The following is a 24,609-nucleotide window of genomic DNA, read 5'->3' as shown; positions in this document are numbered from 1 at the left end:
CCTGAAAAAAGGAGGAATTTTCTTCATTACGCCGCAAACGGATCGCGTAAAATCATTGTTTCCACACGGTCCGGTCCCGTTGAAAGAATATCGACCGGAACTCCCAGTACTTCCTCAATACGTTTAATGTAATTTAGTGCATTTTGCGGTAAATCTTCTATTTGAGTCACTCGGAAAGTATTTTCCGTCCAACCCGGAAGCATTTCATAAATCGGCTCAACACCTTCCCAATCTGCGGCGGCTAATGGCGAATATTCTACGATCTCACCATTTGGCATTTTGTATGCTACACAGATTTTTAACTCTTCAAAACCGTCTAATACATCCAATTTAGTCATACAAAAACCTGAAATCGAGTTAATTTGGATTGCACGACGAACCGCCACCGCATCAAACCAGCCGCAACGACGAGGACGACCTGTCACTGCACCGAATTCATTACCTTTACGTGCAATTTCCGCACCGATTTCATCAAATAATTCCGTTGTAAACGGACCTGAACCGACACGAGTACAATAAGCTTTAATAATACCTAATACATAATCAAGATGACGCGGACCAAAGCCCGAACCGGTCGCAACGCCACCGGCGGTAGTGTTTGAACTGGTCACAAACGGATACGTTCCGTGGTCGATATCCAGCATCGTACCTTGAGCCCCTTCAAACAAGATATTGTCACCGTTTTCGCGCGCTTTATGGATAAGCGTAGTCACATCCGCAACCATACCGGTAATAATATCGGCAACAGCAAAGACATCATCTAAGGTTTTTTGATAATCAACCGGCTCGACTTTGTAGTAGTGAACTAATTGGAAATTATAATATTCCAAAATGTTTTTGAGTTTTTCGGCAAATAATTCACGGTTAAAAAGATCACCAACACGTAATGCGCGACGGGCAACCTTATCTTCGTAGGCCGGACCGATACCTCGACCGGTGGTGCCGATTTTGTTTTTACCCAGTGCCGCTTCACGCGCATGATCCATCGCAACGTGATAAGGTAAAATTAACGGACAAGCTTCGGAGATTTTTAAACGCCCGCGTACATTAATCCCACGGGATTCTAACTCTCCCATTTCTTGCATTAATGCCATCGGCGAAAGTACCACACCGTTACCGATTAAACATACAACATTATCGCGTAAAATACCCGATGGAATTAAACGAAGCACCGTTTTTTCACCATTGATGATAAGAGTATGACCAGCATTGTGCCCGCCTTGATAACGCACCACGTATTTCACGCGATCCGTTAATAAATCAACAATCTTTCCTTTACCTTCGTCGCCCCATTGTGCGCCTAAGATAGCAACACTTTTACCCATAATAAAATGCCTCTTGAGTTAAGTTAATTAATGATATTCTGCCACCGTTTTGCAAAAAATCGGCTAAAAACGACCGCTTGTCAGTGCATTGTGGATTAAACACATAAAAAGACCCGATAAACTCGGGTCTTTTGGATACAGTTATTTTGTCGGAGCTTTCATAAAGCGGAAGAATTCGCTATCGGGTTTCAATAACATAATGTTGTTTGAGCCTTCTGCAAAACTTTCTTCATAGGCTTTTAAACTACGTACAAAGCTATAAAACTCAGGTTCTTGGCTAAATGCATCCGCATAAATCTTAGCTGCTTGCGCGTCCCCCTCACCTCGTAATTCTTCTGAAGTTTTATTGGCATTGGCTAAAATCAGAATTACTTTTTTATCGACTTCGGCACGAATAAATTCTGCTTTTTCTTCACCTTGTGAACGATGTTCACGGGCAACGGCAGCACGTTCCGCCTGCATACGTTGATAAATGGAAGAAGAAACTTCATTCGGTAAGTTGATCTGTTTAACGCGTACATCCACGACTTCAATCCCTAAACGCTCTGCGCCGTCTTCACCGTCATTTAATGCTTTCTGTGCTCCAGCCATCAGTTCGCCGCGAGAACCGGAAACGATATCTTTAATGGTACGTGAACCGATTTCCGAACGTAAACGGTCGTTAACTTTACGACGCAAAAGATCGGCCGCTTTTTGATAGTCACCGCCGGTTGAAGTGTAGAACTGCCCAAAGTTACTGATACGCCATTTTACGTAAGAGTCTACAAGCAAATCTTTTTTCTCGACCGTGACGAAGCGATCTTCCTGTCCATCAAGTGTTTGAATACGAGCATCCAATACGCGTAACTGGTCAATCATCGGGACTTTAAAATGTAAACCCGGCTCGTAAACAACCACACGGTTGTCCGCATCACGATGCACTTTATTAAAGCGCAACATAATGCCACGCTGACCTTCCTGCACGACAATCACAGATTGGTATAGGACAAACGCAGCAATTGCAATTATTGGTAATAATAGTCTACGCATGATTAAAATCTCCCTTTACGTACCGATTCCGATTGCTGTTGTTGTACCGGCATACTTTGTGGTTGGACCGGTGCGGTTTGAACAGGCGGAACGTATGGGGTCTGCGGAGTAACATAAGACGAGTCACTTTCGTTTTCAGCCGGTTTTGCTATCAGTTTATCAATCGGAAGTACAGCCAAATTATTGCCGTTTGAACCATCCATTAATAACTTCGGCGTATTTTTCATTACTTTTTCCATTGATTGGATATATAAACGCTCACGAGTCACATCCGGTGCCGCTTTATATTCAGGAAGTAATTTAGTGAAACGCTCCACTTCCCCTTGGGCATTCAAGACAACTTGCTCTTTATAAGCGTTGGCTTGTTCTAAAATACGTTGCGCCTGACCACGAGCAATCGGTTCTTGACCACGCGCATAGGCTTCCGCTTCACGGATTAAACGCTGTTCGTCTTCTTGAGCTTTAATCGCATCGTCAAATGCTGCTTTAACCTCTTCCGGCGGACGAGCATATTGGAAGTTAACGTCAGTGACGAATAACCCCATATCATAGGTTTTAATAATATTGCGTAACGTACTCCACGTTCTTTCACGAACAACGGCACGACCGGTAGTTAAAATATCATCCATTGTCATATGACCGATCACGTAACGCAATGCACTGTCCGTTGCCTGTTTCAAGCTATCATCCGGGTTACTCACACTAAAGAGATATTTAGCCGGATCTTCAACACGATATTGAACCGTCATCTCAACCAAGACCATATTTTCGTCTTGAGTAAGCATTGAACCGTTAGTTTTAAGTTCCAAAACACGTTCAATATTTACCGGAGTAACTTGATCGATAAAAGTAGGTTTCCAGTTTAAACCCGGTAATTCGATATTATGTAGCTTACCAAAACGGGTAACCACACCACGTTCCGCCTCTTGAATCGTATAGAAACCGGACACTCCCCAAACAATGGCACCAAGACCTAAAATCACGGGTAAAAATTTGCCTAGCGAAGAGAATGAGGAGCTACCGTTATTTGGGCTTTTTCCATTACCGCTTCCGCCCCCCATTTTTTTCAGCAAACTATTAAAAACTTCTTCTAAATCAGGTGGTTGTTGGTTAGATTGTTTGTTTTTAGGATCTTGTTCCGGTTGCGGTCCCGAACCTTGCTGTTCTTGTTCAGGCTTCTTTTGCCCCGGTCTACCCCAAGGATCTTGTTGATTGCCTGATTCGTTCCACGACATAATTATCTCCAAAGAAAAATGAATTCACATTATTCAAAATGCAAGCGTTGGATTGTACCTATTTGCATAGGTTTTGGCTAGGTTAATATCAAAATTATTTGACTTCAAGCCACCAATAACGGGTATTGCTTTCTTTATCAAAGACTTGTCCTAATAACGGACTCACGACTTTAATTCCATATTGTTCGACCAACGGCACACTTTGCAATACCGGCTCATTCCACGAATGAAGAGCTAAAGGATAAGCGCCCCAATGCACCGGCATAAAACGCTTCGTATTAACGCGCTTAGCGACATCTGCCGTTTGTTTCGGCATTAAGTGGTTATCAATCCAAGTCAAGTTATATTGCCCGTTTTCGATCAATGCGAGATCAAAGCCGCCAAAGCGCTCCGCAATCTCTTCAAATTGAGAGCCATCTCCCCAAGAAGTATCGCCCGAATAATAAATTTGTTCCGTTGAAGTTTTAAATACATAACCCGTCCATAAGGTTTTATTACGATCAAACAAGCCACGAGCGGTATTATGTCTGGCCGGAACGGCAAATAGTTCAAAATCACCAAGATTAAGAGACTGCCACCAATCTAATTCCTGAATACGATCAGCACTTACTCCCCATTTTTGCAATAATACCCCCATACCAAGCGGTACGATAAAGCGAGTTTTTTGCAAAGCAAAATAACGTACAACATCTTCATCCAAATGGTCATAATGATTATGGCTATAAATGATCACATCGACCGGCGGCAATTCATCGAGGGTTGAAGGCGGAGCTTGAAAACGCTTCATCATTATCGGAATCGGTGAAGCATATTCGGCAAAAACAGGATCAACAAATACCGTTTTAGAGCCAATCCTAGCAAGAAAGGTACTATGTCCAAACCAAATCAATTTAGCCTTTTCACTTGGTGCTAAAAATGCCGAAAAATCAGGTTTAACCGAAGGCAATTCAGAAGGCGGAGCAAATTTTTCCGCATCCACAATCATTTCCCACAATGCACGACGTAATTTAGCGCTGTCCATTTCACTGTCAGGCACTTTGTTAAAAAATGTCTGCTGTTGTACCGAATAATGATCACTTTCCGGATAGATCGGGTAATTGTCAGGATAAAGCCAATAAGTAAAACTACCCAACATAATCAAAAGGATCAAAAAATATTTTTTAGAAAGAAAAAACATAAATTAAATTCATAGTAAAAAAGTAAGGTGTAACAATATGATAACAGATTAATTCTTTTCAAGTCCTATTCCATAAAATTTGTAAAATCACCAAACGCAATCGTTTGCGTTAATCAAAAAATCCCTTATAATCCGTGCTCTTTTTCACTTTCCTTAATTTCAATTCGGTTTTATATGCAAAAATTACTCTACCCTGTTGATTCTAAGCCACCTTTCGGTTTAAGCCTGTTACTTGCAGCCCAACATTTACTTGCCGCCTTAGGCGGTATTATCGCCGTTCCCTTAGTATTAGGCGGTGTTCTAAAACTTCCGACGGAAGATACTATTGTTCTGGTTAATGCTGCATTACTGATTTCAGGTGTAGTGACCATTATCCAATGCCAAGGTATCGGTCCTATCGGCTTACGTTTACCCAGTGTAATGGGAACGAGCTTCACCTTTGTTGCAGCTGCAATTGCTATCGGTTTTGAACATGGTGTGGCTGGAATTCTAGGTGCCTCACTCGTCGGCTCGTTAGTGATGATTATCGGTAGCTTCTTTATGCCTTATGTGCGCAAACTGTTTCCACCGATTGTTACCGGTGTGGTTGTTATGATGATTGGTCTTAGCCTTGTACCTGTCGCTGTAGACTGGTTCGCCGGCGGTCAACGCGGTGATGCCCATTATGCCGATCCGTCAAACCTTGCAATGGCAACTTTCGTATTAATTATTGTTGTCGGTTTAGTGCAATGGGGTAAAGGCATTTTCTCGGCAGCGGCTATCGTTATCGGAATTATGATCGGCTATGTTGTTGCTCTCGTATTAGGTTGGATCAATTTCGACAGTGTAAAAAATGCAGATATCGTTGCCGTTCCTCAACCGTTACATTTTGGCTTAGCATTCCCGATTTCCGGCATTATTGGTATGAGTATTGCCTATCTGGTCACGATTGTAGAGTCCAGCGGCAACTTCCTTGCTCTCGGTAACGCAACCAGAACAGAAATTACCGGCAAACATTTACGCGGAGGCGTGTTATGTGACGGTTTAGGCTCTGCATTAGCGGCAATCATGTCCACTACTCCGTTCTCGTCTTTCTCACAAAATATCGGAGTAATTTCTTTAACCGGCGTAGCCAGCCGCTATGTTGTGACCATTATGGGAATCCTATTAGTGCTTGCCGGTATTTTCCCGATTTTCGGTGCATTAATTGTTTCGATTCCAATGCCGGTACTTGGCGGTGCGGGTTTAATGATGTTTGCGATGATTATCGCGGCTGGTATCCAAATGTTGGATAAAGTTGCACGCAGCAAACGCAACGGCTTGATCATCGCCATTTCTATCGGCTGCGGTTTAGCGGTGACAACCCGTCCTGAGCTGTTAGATAAACTTCCTGCGTTCTTTAAAGAAATTTTTGGTTCGGGAATTACCGTCGGTTCATTACTGGCATTAGTGTTAAACTTAATTTTGCCGGAAGATAATGAAAAACAATCAGAAAACTAATTACAACGATTTTTAATTCCTACTTGAAAAGACGGAAATAATCACTATATTGTGAATTATCTTAGCGCCTCCGGTGTGAGGCGTTTCTTTTTTACCTTATTTATATTAATTGGAGAATTATTATGAGCACTGTTATTCACACCACTGATGCAACATTTGAACAAGACGTATTAAAATCGGATGTGCCGGTATTATTAGACTTTTGGGCGCCATGGTGCGGTCCTTGTCGTGCAATCGGTCCGGTTTTAGATGACTTAGCGGCACAAGTCGGCGATAAAGCAAAAATCGTCAAAATGAATGTGGATGAGAACCAACAAGTTCCGGCACAATTCGGCGTTCGCAGCATTCCGTTCTTAGCGATCATCAAAAACGGCGAAGTCGTTGCACAACAAGTCGGCGCACAAAACTTAGCGGCATTTTTAGAAAACTTAGCTTAATCATAACTTGACGATATTGAAAAAGCGCAAAAGAGATCATCTTTCGCGCTTTTTTTACCGGTATGACAAGCGGTCTGTTTTGAAGAAAAATTTGCAAATTATTTGCTGAAAAAGACCGCTTGTTATTACGTTAACACTACTTCACCGTACCGCAGGTTAAACAATATAAATACTGTTGTTTCGGATCATTAAAACGGGAAAGCTGCCCTAATTGCGATTCTAACTTCTGTGAAACCGGTAAATCCAGCAAGCCGGAGAGATTAACCTTTAATTTGAGTTTAAAATCACGCATGATTTGGCTGATGAAATCATCCTTTTGATCAACAAACCACTGCGTATTGAATTCCTCAATTTCAGATTGACCTTTTGCCTTACGTTGTTGGTTAACCAATTCCGTTACAGTCAAATATGCCTCGTCAAAATCACCTAATTTATCGACCAACCCGTTCTCAAAAGCGCTCTCACCCAACCAGACTTGCCCTTGTGCAATTTTATCCACCTCATTTTTAGACATTTTTCTTCCACTACTGACAAGATCCAAGAAGCGATCATAACCGTGTTCTATACCGATTTGGATGACTTCACCCACTTCGTTAGATAATGTTTTTAAACCGGACATATTCGCCAATGGAGAGGTTTCAACGCCATCTTCACTCACGCCGAGATTTTTAGCCGTTTTTTCAAAGGTCACCGCTAAACCGAAAATGCCGATAGAGCCAGTCAAGGTATTTGGACTTGCGACAATTTTATCACTGGTAGCGGCAATCCAATAACCGCCCGATGCCGCCATGCCACCCATTGATGCTACCACCGGTTTACCTGCAAGTTGAATCGCTTCAGCTTCCTGACGAATTAATTCTGATGCCATCGCACTACCGCCCGGGCTGTTAATACGTAAAATCACGCCTTTAACACTATCATCTTCACGAGCTGCACGTAATAGCGGCACAATCGAATCGCTACCGGCAACATATTCATCACTTTCACCCCAAACAATTTCACCTTCCACATTGATAACGGCGATTTTATTATCCGCTTGGACATCAAAACGGTCGGTTAAACCGGTGACATAATCGAAGAAATTGATATGGTTATATTGCCCTTCGCTATTTTCTCCGAATTGTTCAATTAACAACTGTTGCATTTGTGCAGTTGTGACCGTTTCGGTCACCAATTTTTGATTTAGCGCATATTGCGCATCATCTCCCTTAGCCTGTCTGAATTGTTCAATATATTGAGAAGCTTCCGGCACGACATTTTCTGCCTTCACATTTCGATTTTTCGCAATATCGGTACTGAAATTTTTCCATAATTTACCTAACCATAGTTGCGCATTTGTACGAGCTTCCGGCGACATATCATCACGCATAAAAGGCTCTACTGCGGATTTGTAAGTACCGACACGGAAAATATGCGGAACCGCCTCGATTTTCTCAAATAGAGATTTAAAATAGAGATTCGAATAACTTAAACCGTGTAAATCAACAAAACCGGCTTTATTCAAATAAATTTGGTTGGCAAAACTGGCGAGATAATATTGTGGTTGGCTGTAATATTCACCGACAGCAATTACCGGTTTGCCGGATTGTTTGAAACGTTCTATCTCTTTTCCGACAAAATTTAATGAAGGAATATCACCGCCTTCAAAGTAGGTTAAATCAAGCACTAATCCGGTGACTTGATCATCTGTTCTCGCTTTGCTCAATGCGCGAACCACATCAAAAGTAGAAATTTTCAATACTTCTTCCGTACCGCCAAACTCTGACTGTAAGAAACGGTGAAAATCGCTGAATTCATCATGGTTATCCGCCAAATACCCATCTAAATTTAACATTAATGCCCCTTTGTCAAATTCAATCGGTTGTTTCTGCGAATTTGCTTCTATCCCCCACAAAGTTGTTAAAACAAAGCAGATTAATACGAATAAAATAAAAAACAGGCTCATCACAAATTCACGTATACAACGGAAAACCTGATAAACCCCTTTCAAAAAACTCAGCATTTTGGTTCCTTTATTTAAAAATAAAATAAGCGACTAAACTACCACAAAATAAGGCGAAATTTAACAGAATATGCTATTCTTTTGCGTAATTTTTTACAACGGGAAATACTCAATGGAAACATTAACGCTATTACAACGCCGTCGTTCTTCGAAGAAATTCAGTCAGATTGCCCCGACAGCCGATCAGATAGAGGCGATGATCCAAGCCGCTTTGCGAGTACCGGATCACGGTCACCTAAAACCTTATCATTTTGTCATCATCGATCAGCAAGCGATGGGAACATTACATCAACATCTCGTCTCCGCAGCACTAGAATTCAATATGGGAGAAGAAGGAATAAAAAAAGCGGAAGGTATTGTACAAAAATCGCCGATGATTATCGGTGTTGTCGCCAAAATTACAAAAAATATTCCTAAAGTACCCGCTTGGGAGCAAATGCTCACTGCCGGATGTGCAGCCTATGCAATACAATTAGCCGCAAATGTACAAGGCTTTGAAACCTGTTGGATCAGTAATAAATGGGTGGACGGTTCTGCGTTACGTCATGCTTTCGGTTGCACAGAAAACGATAAAATCGTTGCTTTAGTGATGATTGGTAAACCGCTTGACAGTGAACAGATTACGACAGCAAGCCAAGTAGAAAACACCGATGGCTTTATCAGTTACCTTAAATAGGGAGTGGTGATGAATCAAAATAATCACGATTATCACGATTTAATCGCTATTTTCAATCGCTGTTTTTCTGAAAGCTACAATACTCGCTTAGAGCCCGGTAGGGATTATCCTATCTATCTACCGGCATTCACCGACGAAGAAAATAAACCGAGTGAACGCCCTTACAATGTTATTCTTTTTGCTCACGGTTTTTACAGCAGTGCATTACACGAAATTGCCCATTGGTTAGTCGCAGGTAAAGCTCGTCGTGAACTGGAAGATTTCGGTTATTGGTATGAACCTGACGGACGTTCTGCCGAGCGTCAACGTGAATTCGAGCAAGTTGAAGTCAAGCCGCAGGCAATTGAATGGATCTTAGCCACTGCCGCTAATTTCCGTTATTTTGCCAGTGCCGATAATTTAACCGGCGATGCAGGTGATAATTCCGCATTTAAACAAGCGGTTTACCAACAAGTACGATATTACGTACAAAACGGTTTGCCGAAACGCGCCGAACAGCTCCGCCAAGCACTCAGTGAATTTTATCATACCCCCAATAAGATCGAGTTGCAGAAATTCGATCTCTCTAAGATTTAGGAGTTTATATGCAGTTTACTGTGATTATCCCTGCACGTTACGCCTCTACCCGTCTTCCCCGCAAACCGTTATTGGATATCGCCGGCAAACCGATGATTCAACATGTTTGGGAAAAAGCACAACAAGCCGGCGCAAGCCGCGTTATTATTGCGACCGATCACGAGGAAATCGCCCGAACGGCAATCGCTTTCGGAGCTGAAGTTTGCCTAACCTCAGACAAGCATAATTCAGGTACCGAACGTTTAGCCGAGGTGATTGAAAAAATGGCAATGGCTGATGATGAAATTATCGTGAATATTCAAGGCGACGAGCCATTGATTCCGCCGGTTATCGTCGCTCAAGTGGCAGAAAATTTAGATCGTCATCGAGTGAATATGGCAACGTTAGCGGTAAAATTGACTAGCCAAGAAGAGTTATTTAATCCGAATGTGGTAAAAACACTCACGGATAAAAACGGGATGGCGCTTTATTTTTCGCGGGCACCGATTCCGTTTGGCAGAGATCATTTTCCGCAGTGCGGCGATGAATTTGTACAACAATACCACTATTTACGTCATATCGGTATTTACGCGTATCGTGCCGGTTTTGTGAAACAATATGTAGCGTGGAATCCGACCCAATTGGAACAGTTGGAATCGTTAGAGCAGCTAAGAGCACTATGGTACGGTGAAAAAATTCATCTGGAATTAGCCAAAGAAGCCCCGCAAGTCGGTGTCGATACGGCTGACGATTTAGAACGCGTACGCCGAATTCTTACGGCAAAAGCCTAACCGAAATCCTGCGGATCGATATCCACCGTCAGCCGAATATCGTTACGCAAAAAGCGATCGCGCACCGTATCAAAACGATCTAATAATTGCTGCAGTGCGCTACGCGATATATGCTGTACTAATAGTTGCCAACGGTAATGCCCTGCTTTTTTTGCCATTGGCGCACTGAACGGACCGAGAAATTGAAAGTTCTGCCAATGGTCTTCAGCAATGGTTTGCTGTAAACAAGCGGTCAGTTCCAGCAAAAAATTTGCAATTTTCTCTTCTTCTTTACCCGTTGCTCGAAACAACACTTGAGCGGAAAAAGGCGGTAGTCCCATCACGTTGCGCATCGCTAACGCCTGTTTAGCAAAAGCTCCGTATCCTTCATGTAATAGACTTTTCAATAACGGATGATCGGGATAATGCGTTTGTAACACCACTTCTCCTTGTTTCTCAGCGCGTCCCGCTCTACCCGCTACTTGTATATAAAGCTGAGCCAAACGTTCTTCGGCACGGAAATCCGTTGAAAACAGACTACTATCCACGTTAACCAACGCGACCAGCGTAACATTCGGAAAATGGTGTCCCTTCGCAAGCATTTGAGTGCCGATAAGAATTTGGCTTTTCCCCGCCTGAATCGTATTTAAATGATGTTCTAACGCCCCTTTTCTCGCCGTACTATCACGGTCAATTCGAGTGATACTATATTGCGGAAAGCGTTGCTGCAATACTTGTTCCAGCTGTTCAGTCCCCACACCGGTCGTGATCAAATTGGTTGAACCGCAGTGACCGCATTGGCGCGGAATAACTCGTTGTGTTGCACAGTGATGGCAACGCAACACCCGATTTTTTTGATGGTAGGTGTAGGGTTTTTCGCACGAATCGCATTGGCAAATCCATCCGCACTCATGGCAAAGTAATACCGGTGCAAAGCCACGCCGATTTAAAAACAACATGACTTGATTGCCTTTTTCTAAATGGCTTTGCATCAGCATAAGTAGCCGTTCGGATAAACCGGAAAAAACCCGCTGTTTTTTTAAGTCAATCACTTGCTGTTGAGAAAATTGAGCGTTACCGGCACGGCTACTCAAGGTCAGTTCGGTAAATTTGCCGTTTTGTACATTTTGTAGGCTTTCCAAACTTGGCGTTGCCGAGCCGAGAATAATCGGGATATCGCAGTTTTTTGCCCTTAATACGGCAAGATCACGCGCGTGATAGCGCCAGCCATCTTGCTGTTTAAACGATCCATCGTGTTCCTCATCAATAATGATTAACCCCAAATCGGAAAATTGGCTGAACAGTGCAGAACGGGTGCCGATCACAATCGCACTTTCGCCGTTTTTTGCGCGTAACCATACATTCAAACGTTGACTGTCATTAAGATGAGAATGCAGCGAATCCATTTCTACATTAAAACGACTTTGGAAGCGTTGAATCGTTTGTGGGGTTAGCCCAATCTCCGGAACAAGCACTAACACTTGCTTCCCGCGTTTTAACACTTCTTCAATCACTTGCAAATACACCTCGGTTTTCCCCGAACCGGTTACACCGTTAAGCAAAAAAGCGCCAAAACCTTGCTGAAAAGCCAATTTGCTCACGACCAAAGTTTGCTGTTTATTTAAAGTTAAACGACTGAGTGGATTGCAGATCGGCTGTTTTCCTAACTTTTCCTGCCAAGATTGTACTAAAAACGGCTGTTCGACTTTTTCCAAATAACCTTTTTCAAGCAATGCTTTCCACACTGACGGGCTACAAGCGGTCGGTTTTTCAAAGAAATTTGCAAATTTTGCTAATTCCTTCAACAATTCGTGCTGCTTTTTAGCTTTGACTGTTACGCCGTTTTCAAGGGCGTTTTTTCCGATTTCAGTAATGTGGAAGTAATCTGGCAACGTTCGTTCAGCGCTTTCACCTTGGCGTAATTTTACCGGTAACGCACTTTGTAAGACTTCGCCTAACGGTGCGTGATAATAGTGCGCCGCCCATTCCAACAGTGGAAAAATTTCTGCATCAAACAGCGATTGACTGTCTAGTACAGCGTCAATCGGTTTTAGTTTTTCTACCGGAATATCGCTATCCTGTGGAAAATCGATCACAATGCCGATTTTGCGTTGATTACCGAACGGCACAATGACCCGAGCGCCTTTCACCACGCTCAGGCTCTTTGGTAACAAATAATCGAAATAGCGCGCCAATGGCACCGGTAAAGCAATACGGATTAGATTCATGTTATTTTTCCAACGCGATTTTTAACCCTAATCCCATAAATACCGTTCCGCAAATACGGTTCATCAATGTGCCGATCTTGCTGTTATTACGCAATAAATTGCCGATTGGTGAAGCACATAACACTAAAAACAAACACCATAATGTGCTCGTGGTTAAAAAGGTCAACCCCAATAACATAAAAGGAATAAAACTATTTTCGACCTCCCTCGAAACAAATTGAAGCAATAAGGCTAAGAAAAATAAAATCACCTTAGGATTCAATACATTAGTGATAACGCCTTGGCGGAAAATTTTAGCCCGCGGTAATGAGGCAAGAACCGTAGTATTCACGCTTAGCGGTGTGCTATACGCTTTAACCCCTAAATAAATAAGATAAGCGGCTCCGGCATATTTAATGAGGGCAAATAGCACAGGAGAATGAGCAACGACTTGTGATAAACCGAGGGAAACCGCCACAATATGTAAAAATATCCCGACCAAAATGCCTAAGGCAGACATAATTCCCGATTTCCATCCTTCCCCGATACTACGCGTTAAAATATAAAGCGTATCCGCCCCCGGGGTGAGATTTAATACAATCGATGCCATAATAAAACCAAGATAATTCTCAACACCGTACATGTTATCTCCTTCTAAAGCTATCTATTGTTAAAAGTATAATCGCAATACTCAAACAGATCATCAATATATAAGATTTGGAATCCAGCACTTCGCCGATAGCAAAAGAAATCAATAACATCACTAACGGCTCGGCATATCCTAACAGCCCCAATACATTAATCGGCAATAAATTGCTCGACGCGATGTAGAGGACAAATGCCATACAATTGACCAATCCGAATAATCCCAAATAGAAGTAAATTCGCTCATTTTCAAGCATTATCGCGGACATATCGACATTTGAGATGAAATAAAACGCTACGGGTAATAGCAAAGTGAGTTCTATAAAAAAAGTAGCTAGATTGTTGACCTGAAAATAGCGACGTAAGGAAATATAGATCGGGTAACCAAACCCTGCCACCAAGGTTGCCCACGACATAGTACCGGTTAAAATTATATTAGTTGATACACCGATAACGGCAAACAATAACGCCCCCCATTTCAACAGCGTGAAATATTCTTTAAACACCAGTTTGCCTAACGTGACTGATACCAGCGGTAGCAATAAATAGCCAATAGAAACCTGTAATGCTTGCCCGTTATTCGGTGCCCACATAAACAGCCATAACTGCACGCCGGTATTTAATGCCAGTAATAAAATAACAAGAATCAGACCGGGTTTTTGCTTGATTCTATACCATAATGCTTTAAACGCCTGTTGTTGAGAAAATAAAAAAATGGCAAAAAGAATAAACGGTATCAGTATTAAAATACGGAAGCCGAACATATTTTCACCGTCTAGCGGACGAAGTAAAACCGCAAAATAAAAACCTGTACCAAATAAAATATTGGCACTTAATGAACAGAGAATTCCTTTTAACATTAAATTGTGTCTTCCTGTTATACCGAATTTTTCTCTCTTTTTATATTTTTCTGTCTTCGTAAGGCTGTTATGCCGTCTAACATCAAAAGAATAATGGCGATAATCAAACAGGCCATCAGTAAATAGCTGCCTTTATCGAGCGTTTCGCCGATTAAAAACGAAACGACTAGCATCGAAGCGGGTTCCAAATAACTGATCAACCCTAATACATTGATGGGTACTAAGCTGCTCGCCATGACATAAGAAATCAATGCCGTACCGCTAACCACGCCTAATAATGCCAACCAAGCATAAAAATAGGGATTTTGGCTTTCAACAAATTGAATATCCGTTTTCCACACAAAATAGCTTGCTGCAGGGAGCATTAAGATCACTTCACAAACAAAACTAGATAAATGAGAAATTCCAAAATATTTACGTAAACCGAAATAGACCGGATAACCGATTAACACCATCAACGTCGCCCACGAAATAGAACCGGCAGTCATTAAAGTGGCACAAACGCCAATGCCTGCAAACAGAATAGATGCCATTTTTAAAGAAGAAATACGTTCTTTAAATAAAAATCGACCTAGTGCAACCATCGCAATCGGCATTAATAAATAACCAATCGAAACTTCAATCGCCGCACCGTTATTCGGCGCCCACAAAAACAGCCACATTTGCGAACCGGTAATCAATGTGGTTGCAAACAGAACTAAAATCAATTTCGGCTCAAGTTTTAAACGCAGCACAAACTGTTTAAATTCATCAGTTTGTTTAAATAAAAACAGCGCAGCAAGTACAAAAGGCAAGCTCACCCAAATTCGATAGCCATAAATTCCTTCTCCCGAAAGAGGCTGAAGATAGGTAGAAAGATAGTATAAACAACCGAAAAGAATGGAGGCCGTAACAGAAAAGAAAACGCCCTTTAACATTGTATATCCAGATAAATCAGCGCCTCCGCTTTTAACAACAGCGGAGGCTTAGAGGGGATTAGTCTTGACGATAAGTGCGTAAGAATTTAGCTAAACGACCGATTGCAGCTTCCAGTTGATGGATATACGGCAAAGTCACAACACGGAAGTGATCCGGTTTGGACCAGTTAAAACCCGAACCTTGCACTAACAACACTTTCTCCTGCTGTAACAGGTCGTAGATAAATTTTTTATCATCTTTAATTCCGTACATTTCCGTATCAATTTTCGGGAACATATACATCGCGCCCTTTGGTTTCACACAAGTAATACCCGGAATTTGAGTTAACAATTCATAGGCTTTATTACGCTGTTCCAATAAACGACCGCCCGGCAAGATAAACTCGTTAATACTTTGATAACCGCCTAACGCTGTTTGAATCGCGTGTTGCATCGGCGTATTTGCACATAAACGCATTGACGAAAGCATATCCAAACCTTCAATAAACCCTTTTGCTTGAGATTTCGGTCCATGTAACACCATCCATCCTTGACGGAAACCGGCAACACGGTATGCCTTAGATAAACCGTTGTAAGTTACGGTCAACACATCCGGTGCAAGCACCGCCATATGATGATGTACCGCACCGTCATAGAGAATTTTTTCGTAAATTTCATCAGAAAAAATCATGAGATTATGTTGGCGGGCAACTTCTGCAATATCTAATAAAATTTGGCGACGATAAACCGCGCCCGTCGGATTATTTGGGTTAATCACCAAAATTGCCTTCGTCTTCGGAGTGATTTTGGCTTTAATATCTTCGATACTCGGTTCCCATTCGTTTTCTTCATCACACAAATAGTGCACCGCTTTACCACCGGCAAGGGTTGCCGCCGCAGTCCAAAGAGGATAATCCGGAGACGGAATTAAAATCTCATCGCCATCATTTAATAAAGCCTGCATCGACATCGTAATCAACTCGGAAACACCATTACCGATATAAACGTCGCCCACGTCTAAATTATGTAACCCCTTTAATTGATAATATTGCACAATCGCTTTACGTGCGGAATATAACCCTTTTGAGTCACAATATCCCTGCGAAGTCGGGAGATTGCGAATAACATCGACAAGAATCTCTGCCGGGGCGTCAAAGCCGAAAGGGGCGGGGTTTCCAATATTCAGTTTTAAAATTTGATGCCCTTCTTCTTCAAGGCGCAACGCCTCTTTATGAATCGACCCACGAATATCATAACGAACATGAGCCAACTTATCGGTTTTTGTAAAACGCTCCATAATTATCTTCCTAAAAATATCTGAATGTTAAATTGAAAAAATAACTCACTCTACTCTGATTTTTTAGGAAAAAAAAGAGGAAATGAGATAAAATGTAATTCTTTTTTCAACAAGCGGTAAGATTCAGCCCGAAATTTGCAAATGCCACTTTTTAATCCATTAATAGAACAGCTGACCCAGCAATTACAACAACTTAATACAACAAACGGTTTGGTCAAACTCCAAGCTGAAATCGTGGTATCCGTTGAAAACCGTGAGCTAGTAGCAAGATTAAAAACGCAAACGCAATTTCCACATTTTTTTTGGCTGAGCCGCAACACGCAATTAACCCTCGTCACGATAGGTAAAGCCCGTCAATTCGACACGCTTGAAGAAGCAGATCAATTTAGTCGGCAGACTCAATGCCAATTAGTCGGTGGCTTGCAATTCGAGGGGAAATGTCGTTTTGTGTTGCCGCGCCTTATTTTTGCAAAAAACAGCGGCAAACTGACCGCTTGTCTCTATTTAAACAGTCAGAATCTAACGCAGGAACGGCAAGATTGTTTACAGATTTTATCGCAACTGAGTAAAACACCTCCCGTGACTGCGCAGGATAACCCGTTAATATCCGCCAAAACCGCCTGTGATTTCCAAACGTGGAAAAAGCATATTGAGCAAGCCGTTACCGAAATTAAGCAGCAACAATTAAATAAAGTGGTACTTGCCAATGCTAAAACGTTGACCTTTGAAAAACCGCTTTCCGCTTATGATTTACTGACTATCAGTCTTCGCAAAAATATCGGCTGTTACCATTTTTTATGGGCGGAAGACGGTAACAGCGCTTTTATCGGCTCCAGCCCCGAACGACTCTATTTACGTCAAGATCGCCGATTCTATACCGAGGCTTTAGCCGGCACGGTTGCGGTAACGGAGAATACGGAAGAAACAGAACGCAATGCATTGTGGCTGCTCAGTGATCATAAAAATATTTATGAAAATTTATTGGTAGTCGATGATATTTGCACGCATCTTGCCGATTGCGCCGAAGATATTGAGGTTGGCGAAGCGGAGATCAAACGACTGCATAATGTGCAGCATCTACGTCGAAAGATCCGCACGGTATTAGCACCGCAGGTAACCGATGCCAATTGCCTTGCCAGAATTCACCCGACTGCCGCCGTAGCCGGTTTGCCACGTTCTGCCGCCAAACAATTCATTCGGCAGCATGAACCGTTCGAACGCGGATGGTACGCCGGAGCATTAGGTTACTTCACGCCGCAATCCGCCGAATTTTGCGTCACGCTACGTTCTGCATTAATTGAACAAAACCGCATTACGGTCTATGCCGGAGCCGGAATTGTTGAAGAATCCGAAGCGGAATCGGAATGGGCGGAAATCGAGCGAAAATCGTTGGCAATGGCAAGCCTATTCGTAAAATAAAAAGCGGCACAATTTGCAAAATTTTTGCCCATTCGTACCGCTTGTAAGCCGTTATTCCACCATAAAACAAGCTATCTTCGTGCCGTTTTCATAGGTTTTTAGCTCAGGGCGTTCTTGTTGACAACGCTCTGTCGCCAAACGGCAACGGGCGTGGAACGCACAGCCTTTCGGCGGATTAAGCGGACTTGGTAATTCGCCCGTGAGTTTAATCCGCTCACGGCGATGTTCCGCTTCCAAACGTGGTGTGGCTGATAGCAAGGCTTGGGTGTAAGGGTGGCGAGGGTTGCCGAAGATCGCTTTGGTGTTGCCTTGTTCTACGCAACGTCCTAAATACATTACCATCACTTCATCGGCAATATGCTCTACCACCGATAAATCGTGAGAGATAAATACATAGGACAGTCCAAGTTCTTCTTGTAAATCCATCATCAAGTTTAATACTTGCGCACGAACGGATACGTCAAGGGCTGACACAGGTTCGTCCGCCACCACAATATCAGGTTTCAACATTAAACCACGAGCAATCGCAATACGTTGACGTTGTCCGCCTGAGAACATATGCGGATAGCGGTCGTAAAATTCAGGTTTTAACCCCACTTTTGCCATCATTTCCAACACTTGAGCCTTACGCTCTTGTGCAGATAATTCGGTATTGATAAGCAACGGCTCTTCTAAAATTGCCCCGACTTTTTTGCGTGGGTTGAGCGACGCATAAGGGTTTTGGAAGACGATCTGAATTTTTTTACGGCGTAATTTCTCTGTTTCCGCATCGCTGACTAAGAAATTTTGTCCGTTGTAGAACAATTCCCCTTCTGTTGGTGGTTCAATCATGGTGAGCATACGCCCTAAAGTTGATTTTCCACAACCCGACTCGCCCACCACGGCAAGGGTTTTGCCTCGTTCAAGGGTAAAAGAAACACCGTCCACCGCTTTTACTAGTTTCGGCTTGCTAAACATTCCCTTTTTTACAGGGTAGTATTTTTTGAGATCCACCGCATTGAGAAGCGGTGGGTTTTGGGTATTGTTTTGCATATTTATTCCAACTCAGTGGTTTATCCCCAAATTTTGTTATTGAAGTAAAATCATTATTCTACTCCGATCAAACTCCCCTCTTTAGCAAAGAGGGGCAGGGGGAGATTTGGCAGAAGAAATTACAGAGAAAATAAGGCATTAAATTCAAGATACTATTTGTTGAAATAGAGAAAGACTATTCACTCTCTCACTTCGTTATCTTAATCTGCCAAATCTCCCCTAACCCCTCTTTGCTAAAGAGGGGAACTGACCTATTCAAATTTATTGTGGCAATCCACTTTCATTCAACGGCGTATGGCATTTCACTTGTCTGCCGTTTACCGTGCGTAGCTCAGGTTCTTTTTGTCGGCATAAATCCGTCGCATACGGACAGCGTGGGTTGAGCAAGCAACCTTGCGGACGGTCATATTTACCCGGCACGACACCCGGTAGTGACTGCAAGCGAGATTTGCCTTCCGCAAACTCAGGCAACGCTTTTAATAACGCTTGGGTATAAGGATGAAGCGGTGATTTGAAAATCTGTTTGGACTTGCCTTCTTCCACCACTTGCCCTGCATACATCACGATAATACGATGAGCCGATTCGGCGACTAAAGCCAAGTCGTGAGTAATCAAAATCAACGCCATATTTTCTTTGCGTTGCAACTCAAGCAATAAATCAATAATCTGTGCTTGAATAGTGACATCTAACGCTGTTGTCGGTTCGTCAGCAATCAATAATTTCGGGTTACAAGCAATCGCCATTGCGATCATCACACGTTGGCTCATACCACCTGAAAGTTGGTGTGGATAGACATCTAAACGAGATGTTGGGTCAGGAATGCCGACCATCGTTAATAATTCAATCGCACGCTCTTTTCGCCACGCTTTTGAACCGCCTTGATGAACTTTCAAGGCTTCCATAATTTGATAACCTACTGTGTAACTTGGGTTCAAGCTTGTCATTGCATCTTGGAAAATCATCGCCACATCAGCACCGACAATTTTCTGCTTCTCTTTCGGTTTTAAATCGAGCAGATTATGTCCGTTGAAACGTAACGAATTTGCCATTACACGCCCTGGGAAATCAATAAGCCCCATAATTGCAAGGGAACTGACCGATTTACCTGAACCTGACTCGCCCACAATGCCTAACACTTCGCCTTCATTGACTTCATAACTTACTCGATCCACCGCTCTAAACGGGGCTTTTTTATCGCCAAAGTGAACGGAAAGTTCATCTACTTTTAATAATGCCATTTCGTTCCCCTTACTGTTTTAATTTTGGATCAAGTGCATCACGCAAGCCGTCACCCATTAAGTTAAAGGCAAGCACGAGAGATAAAATCGCTAAGCCTGGGATTGTCACCAACCAGTTTGCCGATTGCATAAAGCCACGAGATTCGGCAAGCATTGTGCCGAGTTCCGGTGTCGGCGGTTGTGCGCCGATCCCCAAGAAGCCAAGTGCCGCAAGCTCTAAAATCGCATTAGAAATCCCCATTGTCATCTGAACAATCAGTGGTGCTAAACAGTTTGGCAAAATCACAATAAACATCAAACGCCATATACCAGCTCCAGCCACACGGGAAGCGGTCACATAATCACGATTTTTTTCACTTAACACAGAAGCACGGGTTAAACGCACATAGCTTGGAATAGACACCACTGCAATTGCAATCGCCGCATTCAGTAGCGAAGGACCAAGAATGGTAACGACGCCGATGGTTAATAATAAGCTTGGAATAGCAAGCATAATATCGACGAAACGCATAATCACAATATCAATAGTGCCGCCGTAATAACCTGCCAACAGACCTAAAATAACCCCTAGAATACAGGACATCACTACGATCAACAGACCGATAAAAATCGATAATCTTGCTCCATAAATAATACGGGAAAGAATATCACGCCCAATGTCGTCCGTACCGAGTAAATAGGCAGAATTGCCGCCTTCAAACCACGCAGGTGGCAATAGCAATGCACTGCGGTTTTGCGTAATCGGATCGAAAGGCGCGACAAATTCTGCAAAAATACAGGCAAGCCCGACAATCACAATAAAAGTTAAACCAATCACCGCCCCTTTATTTTGGCGGAAATAGAGCCAAAATTCTTGTAAAGGCGTTAGTGGGGCTGGTGAGGTTGTTTCTACTTGAGAAGACATTCATTACTCCAACAAATAAATCTATTTTACATATTCCCCCTATATTCTTTCCCCTCCCCCGTTTACGGGGGAGGGTTAGGGAGGGGGGACTGCCCGTAGGGGCAACTACAAGCGGTCTAATTTTATAAAAATCTTGCAAACTCCGTTTTCAATCCCCCCTTTCCATTTCCCCTATATTATTTCCCCTCCCCCGTTTACAGGGAGGGCTAGGGAGGGGGGGATTGCCCGTAAGGGCAACTACAAGCGGTCTAATTTTATAAAAATTTTGCAAACTCGATTTGCAATCCCCTCTTCCGCACCTTCCCCCGTAAACGGGGGAAGGGATTATTAGGGGGAATTTTTTAAGTATGTCTAATCCGAGGATTAACCACGCCGTAAATTAAATCTACGGTTAAATTCACTAAAATAATCAAGGTAGCAATAATCAGCACTGAACCTTGTAGCACAGGATAGTCACGCGAGTTAATCGCATCAATAATCCATTTACCAATTCCTGGCCAAGAGAAAATATTTTCAGTTAAAACCGCACCTGATAACAGTTGTCCCACAATTAAACCGACCACGGTCACCACCGGAATTAACGCATTTCGCAAAGCGTGAATAATCACAATACGCGTTGTGTTTAACCCTTTCGCTTTGGCTGTGCGGATATAATCTTCACCCAATACTTCCAACATAGATGAACGGGTCATACGGGTAATAATCGCTAATGGAATAGTACCGAGAACAATCGCAGGTAAAATCAACGATTTAATCGCTGCAACAAATGCCCCCGGCTCGTTAGAATTCCACGTATCAATCAACATAAAACCGGTTTCAGCTTCGATCCAATATTCTGCCGGTAAACGCCCTGATGCCGGTAAACCGAGCGGCGTGGAAACATAGAGAATTAAAATTAAGCCCCACCAGAAAATCGGCATGGAGTAGCCGGTTAAAGAGATCGACGAAATGGCGTGGGAGAGCCACGATTCTTTCTTCACCGCAGCAATCACGCCAAACAAAATTCCGGCAATCAATGACCATAATAATGCAAAAAACGCTAATTCCACAGTTGCGGGAAATAACGTAAAGAATTCTTTTAACACAGGTTCATTATTACGAAACGAATTGCCTAAATCCCCCTGAAACACACCCTTGATATAGTTAAAATATTGTTCGTGTAGAGGAAGATCTAGACCGAGTTGTGCCATCATCTGTGCGTGAACTTCGGGGGTCAAACCACGCTCACCCATTCGGATCTCAATCGGATCACCCGGGATTAAATGCACGAGAGCAAAGGTAATCAAGGTTATCGCAATAAAGGTTGGGATAACCATCAAAAGACGTTTAAGAATAAATTGAAACATTCAGTATTCTCTATTTTTAACTACAAGCGGTGAGATATTACAAATTTTTTGCAAAATCTCACCGCTTTAATTGTGCCTAAGAGGCGTGAGCTAGAATTATTCCGCTAAATCAACACCGTAGAAATTATGTAATGAGAACGGACTCACTTTATAACCGATCACTTCTTTACGTACCGGGAAGTGGGTTGTTGAGTGTGCAATCGTTACCCATGGTGCTTGTTCTTTGAAAACAACTTGAGCTTGTTTATAAAGCTCTACACGTTTTTCGTGGTTAATTTCTTGAGCGGCTTGTGTAACTAAATCATTAAACGGTTTGTAACAGAACTTCGCATAGTTAGAACCCTGCTCAACGGCAGCACAACTTAACAACGTATTTAAGAAATTATCCGGGTCGCCGTTATCGCCGTTCCATCCCATCATACCGGTTTGATGGTCACCTGCACGCATACGTTTAAGATATTCACCCCATTCATAGCTAACAATTTTCGCATTCACACCGACTTTTTTCCAGTCTTCTTGAACAAGTTCCGCCATACGACGTGCATTCGGGTTATACGGACGTGATACCGGCATTGCCCATAAATCCGTTTCAAAGCCTTGCTCAAAACCCGCTTCTTTTAACAACGCTTTCGCTTTTTCAGGATTATATTCATAATCTTGTACTGCATCATTATAGCTCCACATTGTCGGCGGAATCGGGTTCTTCGCTTTTTGTCCCGAACCTTGATAAACCGCTTCTAAAATAGCCTCTTTATTGATGGCATAGTTTAATGCTTGGCGCACTTTTACATTATCAAACGGTGCTTTTTGCGTATTGAAATGCAAATAACCGACATTCAATCCCGATTCACTCATTAACGTGATATTCGCATCCGTTTTTAACTTCTCGATATCCGCCGGATTCGGATATGGTGCTGCGTGACACTCGCCTTTTTGCAATTTCGCATAACGCACCGACGCATCAGGCGTGATTGAGAAAACTAAACGATCGATTTTTGCTTTACCTTGCCAGTAATTTTCAAAGGCTTTATAACGCACTTGTGCATCTTTTTGGTAATCAACAAATTGGAAAGGACCTGTTCCAACCGGGTTGTTGTCCACTTTTTCCGGTGTTCCCGCTTTTAACATATTATCGGCATATTCTGCAGATAAAATAGAAGCAAAGTCCATCGCTAAGTTAGCTAGGAATGGTGCATTTGGCACTTTTAAGCTGATTTTTACCGTGTAATCATCGACTTTTTCCACTTTATCAATGATATTTTGCATATCCATACCGATAAAATATTCGTAGTTACCGCCAGAGACTTTGTGATATGGGTGGTTAGGATCTAATTGACGGTTAAATGAAAAAAGCACGTCATCAGCATTAAAATCACGACTTGGTTTGAAATCTTTCGTGGTATGGAATTTAACGCCTTTACGGAGATGGAAAGTATAGGTTTTACCGTCTGCAGATACTTCCCATTTTTCTGCTAAAGACGGGATAATATTCGTTTCACCCGCTTCAAAATCCGTTAAACGATTGAACATCGCTTGACCTGAAGCATCTAAAGTCGGACCATCCGTGCCGAATTGAGGATTAAAGAAAGACGGCGAAGCCTCCATACAATAAATAAATGTTTTAGGAGCCGCCATGGCAGTGCCTGATACGATCGCTAATGAGATTAGAGAAAGTTGCGCTAGTTTTTTCATTTTCACTCCATTATAGTGTTTGTTTGGTGAATTGTTATTAAAATGTTAATTTTCTATAGCCGGAAAACTTTGAATATACAAGTTTTTTTATGAACTGCAATAGTTATTTTAATGCAAGCGGTCTGTTTTCGGCTGAATTTTACAAAATTATCAGCATATGTGATCGACATCACATATGCCAAACATTTATTTCTCTGTCGGCTAATTTATTTTAGCTCCACTAAATAAAAATTATGCGCCATAAATGGGCTTTGCACATAACCCGTGACTTCTTTACGAATCGGGAAATAGACCGTAGAGTGAGCGATCGGCAACCACACCGCCTGCTCTTTAGCGATTTGTTGCGCTTGGCGGTACAACTCGGTGCGTTTAGCCTTATCACTGATT

At 42.5% G+C, this 24,609-nt stretch carries 21 protein-coding genes and 1 pseudogene; 6 read left to right on the top strand and 16 right to left on the bottom strand.

What is annotated here, in order from left to right; genetic code table 11:
* Window positions 1–26: 26 nt before the first annotated feature.
* The 4 genes from ACEYJ7_RS00190 to ACEYJ7_RS00175 form a co-directional block, all read right to left on the bottom strand.
* On the bottom strand, window positions 27–1,325 hold the full coding sequence (locus ACEYJ7_RS00190) for an adenylosuccinate synthase (RefSeq protein ID WP_373777020.1): 1,299 nt from the start codon (window positions 1,323–1,325) through the stop codon (window positions 27–29).
* Between the two features lie 141 nt (window positions 1,326–1,466).
* Window positions 1,467–2,354, bottom strand: coding sequence for a protease modulator HflC (gene hflC / locus ACEYJ7_RS00185; RefSeq protein WP_373777019.1), 888 nt, complete (start codon window positions 2,352–2,354; stop codon window positions 1,467–1,469).
* Window positions 2,355–2,356: 2 nt separating this feature from the next.
* Window positions 2,357–3,589: an FtsH protease activity modulator HflK gene (gene hflK / locus ACEYJ7_RS00180; protein WP_373777018.1), complete on the bottom strand. Its 1,233-nt coding sequence runs from the start codon at window positions 3,587–3,589 to the stop codon at window positions 2,357–2,359.
* Between the two features lie 94 nt (window positions 3,590–3,683).
* Window positions 3,684–4,724, bottom strand: coding sequence for an MBL fold metallo-hydrolase (locus tag ACEYJ7_RS00175; protein WP_373777017.1), 1,041 nt, complete (start codon window positions 4,722–4,724; stop codon window positions 3,684–3,686).
* Window positions 4,725–4,940: 216 nt separating this feature from the next.
* On the opposite strand from ACEYJ7_RS00175, the gene ACEYJ7_RS00170 reads away from it, so the two are divergent.
* The gene (locus tag ACEYJ7_RS00170) at window positions 4,941–6,245 is read left to right on the top strand and encodes a nucleobase:cation symporter-2 family protein (RefSeq protein WP_373777016.1); all 1,305 of its coding nucleotides are present in this window, start codon (window positions 4,941–4,943) and stop codon (window positions 6,243–6,245) included.
* A 122-nt stretch (window positions 6,246–6,367) separates the two neighbouring features.
* Window positions 6,368–6,682 (top strand): thioredoxin, encoded by a 315-nt coding sequence (gene trxA / locus ACEYJ7_RS00165; protein WP_373777015.1) that lies wholly within the window; start codon window positions 6,368–6,370, stop codon window positions 6,680–6,682.
* Between the two features lie 136 nt (window positions 6,683–6,818).
* Here trxA and sppA read toward each other — a convergent pair whose 3' ends face one another.
* Window positions 6,819–8,684, bottom strand: a complete 1,866-nt coding sequence (sppA, locus tag ACEYJ7_RS00160) for a signal peptide peptidase SppA (RefSeq protein ID WP_373777014.1) — start codon at window positions 8,682–8,684, stop codon at window positions 6,819–6,821.
* Window positions 8,685–8,796: 112 nt separating this feature from the next.
* Here sppA and ACEYJ7_RS00155 point away from each other — a divergent pair, with 112 nt between their 5' ends.
* From ACEYJ7_RS00155 to kdsB, 3 genes are read left to right on the top strand one after another with little or no spacing between them, the layout of a single operon-like run.
* Window positions 8,797–9,360 carry a nitroreductase family protein gene (locus ACEYJ7_RS00155; protein ID WP_373777013.1) on the top strand — a complete coding sequence of 188 codons (564 nt, stop codon included), beginning with the start codon at window positions 8,797–8,799 and terminating at the stop codon, window positions 9,358–9,360.
* A 9-nt stretch (window positions 9,361–9,369) separates the two neighbouring features.
* Window positions 9,370–9,936, top strand: a complete 567-nt coding sequence (locus ACEYJ7_RS00150; protein ID WP_373777012.1) for an elongation factor P hydroxylase — start codon at window positions 9,370–9,372, stop codon at window positions 9,934–9,936.
* A gap of 8 nt (window positions 9,937–9,944) precedes the next feature.
* Entirely contained in the window at window positions 9,945–10,706 is a 762-nt protein-coding gene (gene kdsB / locus ACEYJ7_RS00145; protein WP_373777011.1) for a 3-deoxy-manno-octulosonate cytidylyltransferase, read from the top strand.
* Here the strand turns inward: kdsB and priA are convergent.
* From priA to ACEYJ7_RS00120, 5 genes are read right to left on the bottom strand one after another with little or no spacing between them, the layout of a single operon-like run.
* Entirely contained in the window at window positions 10,703–12,913 is a 2,211-nt protein-coding gene (gene priA, locus ACEYJ7_RS00140) for a primosomal protein N' (RefSeq protein ID WP_373777010.1), read from the bottom strand. The genes kdsB and priA overlap by 4 nt on opposite strands.
* Before the next feature lies 1 nt (window position 12,914).
* On the bottom strand, window positions 12,915–13,535 hold the full coding sequence (locus ACEYJ7_RS00135; RefSeq protein ID WP_373777009.1) for a LysE family translocator: 621 nt from the start codon (window positions 13,533–13,535) through the stop codon (window positions 12,915–12,917).
* Window position 13,536: 1 nt separating this feature from the next.
* Window positions 13,537–14,397, bottom strand: a complete 861-nt coding sequence (gene rarD / locus ACEYJ7_RS00130; RefSeq protein WP_373777008.1) for an EamA family transporter RarD — start codon at window positions 14,395–14,397, stop codon at window positions 13,537–13,539.
* Window positions 14,398–14,414: 17 nt separating this feature from the next.
* Entirely contained in the window at window positions 14,415–15,314 is a 900-nt protein-coding gene (gene rarD / locus ACEYJ7_RS00125) for an EamA family transporter RarD (protein ID WP_373777007.1), read from the bottom strand.
* Window positions 15,315–15,372: 58 nt separating this feature from the next.
* On the bottom strand, window positions 15,373–16,590 hold the full coding sequence (locus ACEYJ7_RS00120) for a pyridoxal phosphate-dependent aminotransferase (RefSeq protein ID WP_373777006.1): 1,218 nt from the start codon (window positions 16,588–16,590) through the stop codon (window positions 15,373–15,375).
* A 141-nt stretch (window positions 16,591–16,731) separates the two neighbouring features.
* Between ACEYJ7_RS00120 and ACEYJ7_RS00115 the strand changes: the two genes are divergently transcribed.
* A complete protein-coding gene (locus ACEYJ7_RS00115; RefSeq protein WP_373777005.1) occupies window positions 16,732–18,009 on the top strand; it encodes an isochorismate synthase MenF in 1,278 nt (425 codons plus the stop codon).
* Window positions 18,010–18,060: 51 nt separating this feature from the next.
* On the opposite strand, the gene ACEYJ7_RS00110 is transcribed toward ACEYJ7_RS00115, so the two are convergent.
* The 6 genes and pseudogenes from ACEYJ7_RS00110 to ACEYJ7_RS00085 all read right to left on the bottom strand — a co-directional run.
* Complete coding sequence (locus ACEYJ7_RS00110; protein ID WP_373777004.1) at window positions 18,061–19,041, bottom strand: peptide ABC transporter ATP-binding protein; 981 nt, start codon at window positions 19,039–19,041, stop codon at window positions 18,061–18,063.
* Between the two features lie 261 nt (window positions 19,042–19,302).
* Window positions 19,303–20,280: a dipeptide ABC transporter ATP-binding protein gene (dppD, locus tag ACEYJ7_RS00105; RefSeq protein WP_373777003.1), complete on the bottom strand. Its 978-nt coding sequence runs from the start codon at window positions 20,278–20,280 to the stop codon at window positions 19,303–19,305.
* Window positions 20,281–20,290: 10 nt separating this feature from the next.
* The gene (locus ACEYJ7_RS00100) at window positions 20,291–21,184 is read right to left on the bottom strand and encodes an ABC transporter permease subunit (RefSeq protein WP_373777002.1); all 894 of its coding nucleotides are present in this window, start codon (window positions 21,182–21,184) and stop codon (window positions 20,291–20,293) included.
* Between the two features lie 341 nt (window positions 21,185–21,525).
* On the bottom strand, window positions 21,526–22,530 hold the full coding sequence (locus ACEYJ7_RS00095) for an ABC transporter permease subunit (RefSeq protein WP_373777001.1): 1,005 nt from the start codon (window positions 22,528–22,530) through the stop codon (window positions 21,526–21,528).
* Window positions 22,531–22,626: 96 nt separating this feature from the next.
* Window positions 22,627–24,222, bottom strand: a complete 1,596-nt coding sequence (locus ACEYJ7_RS00090; RefSeq protein ID WP_373777000.1) for an ABC transporter substrate-binding protein — start codon at window positions 24,220–24,222, stop codon at window positions 22,627–22,629.
* 206 nt (window positions 24,223–24,428) lie between these two features.
* A pseudogene (locus tag ACEYJ7_RS00085) lies at window positions 24,429–24,609 on the bottom strand (ABC transporter substrate-binding protein); the annotation flags it as partial.

The sequence above is a fragment of the Glaesserella sp. genome, assembly GCF_041814905.1.
Lineage (GTDB): Bacteria > Pseudomonadota > Gammaproteobacteria > Enterobacterales > Pasteurellaceae > Glaesserella.
This window is presented reverse-complemented; position numbering and strand designations above follow the sequence as displayed.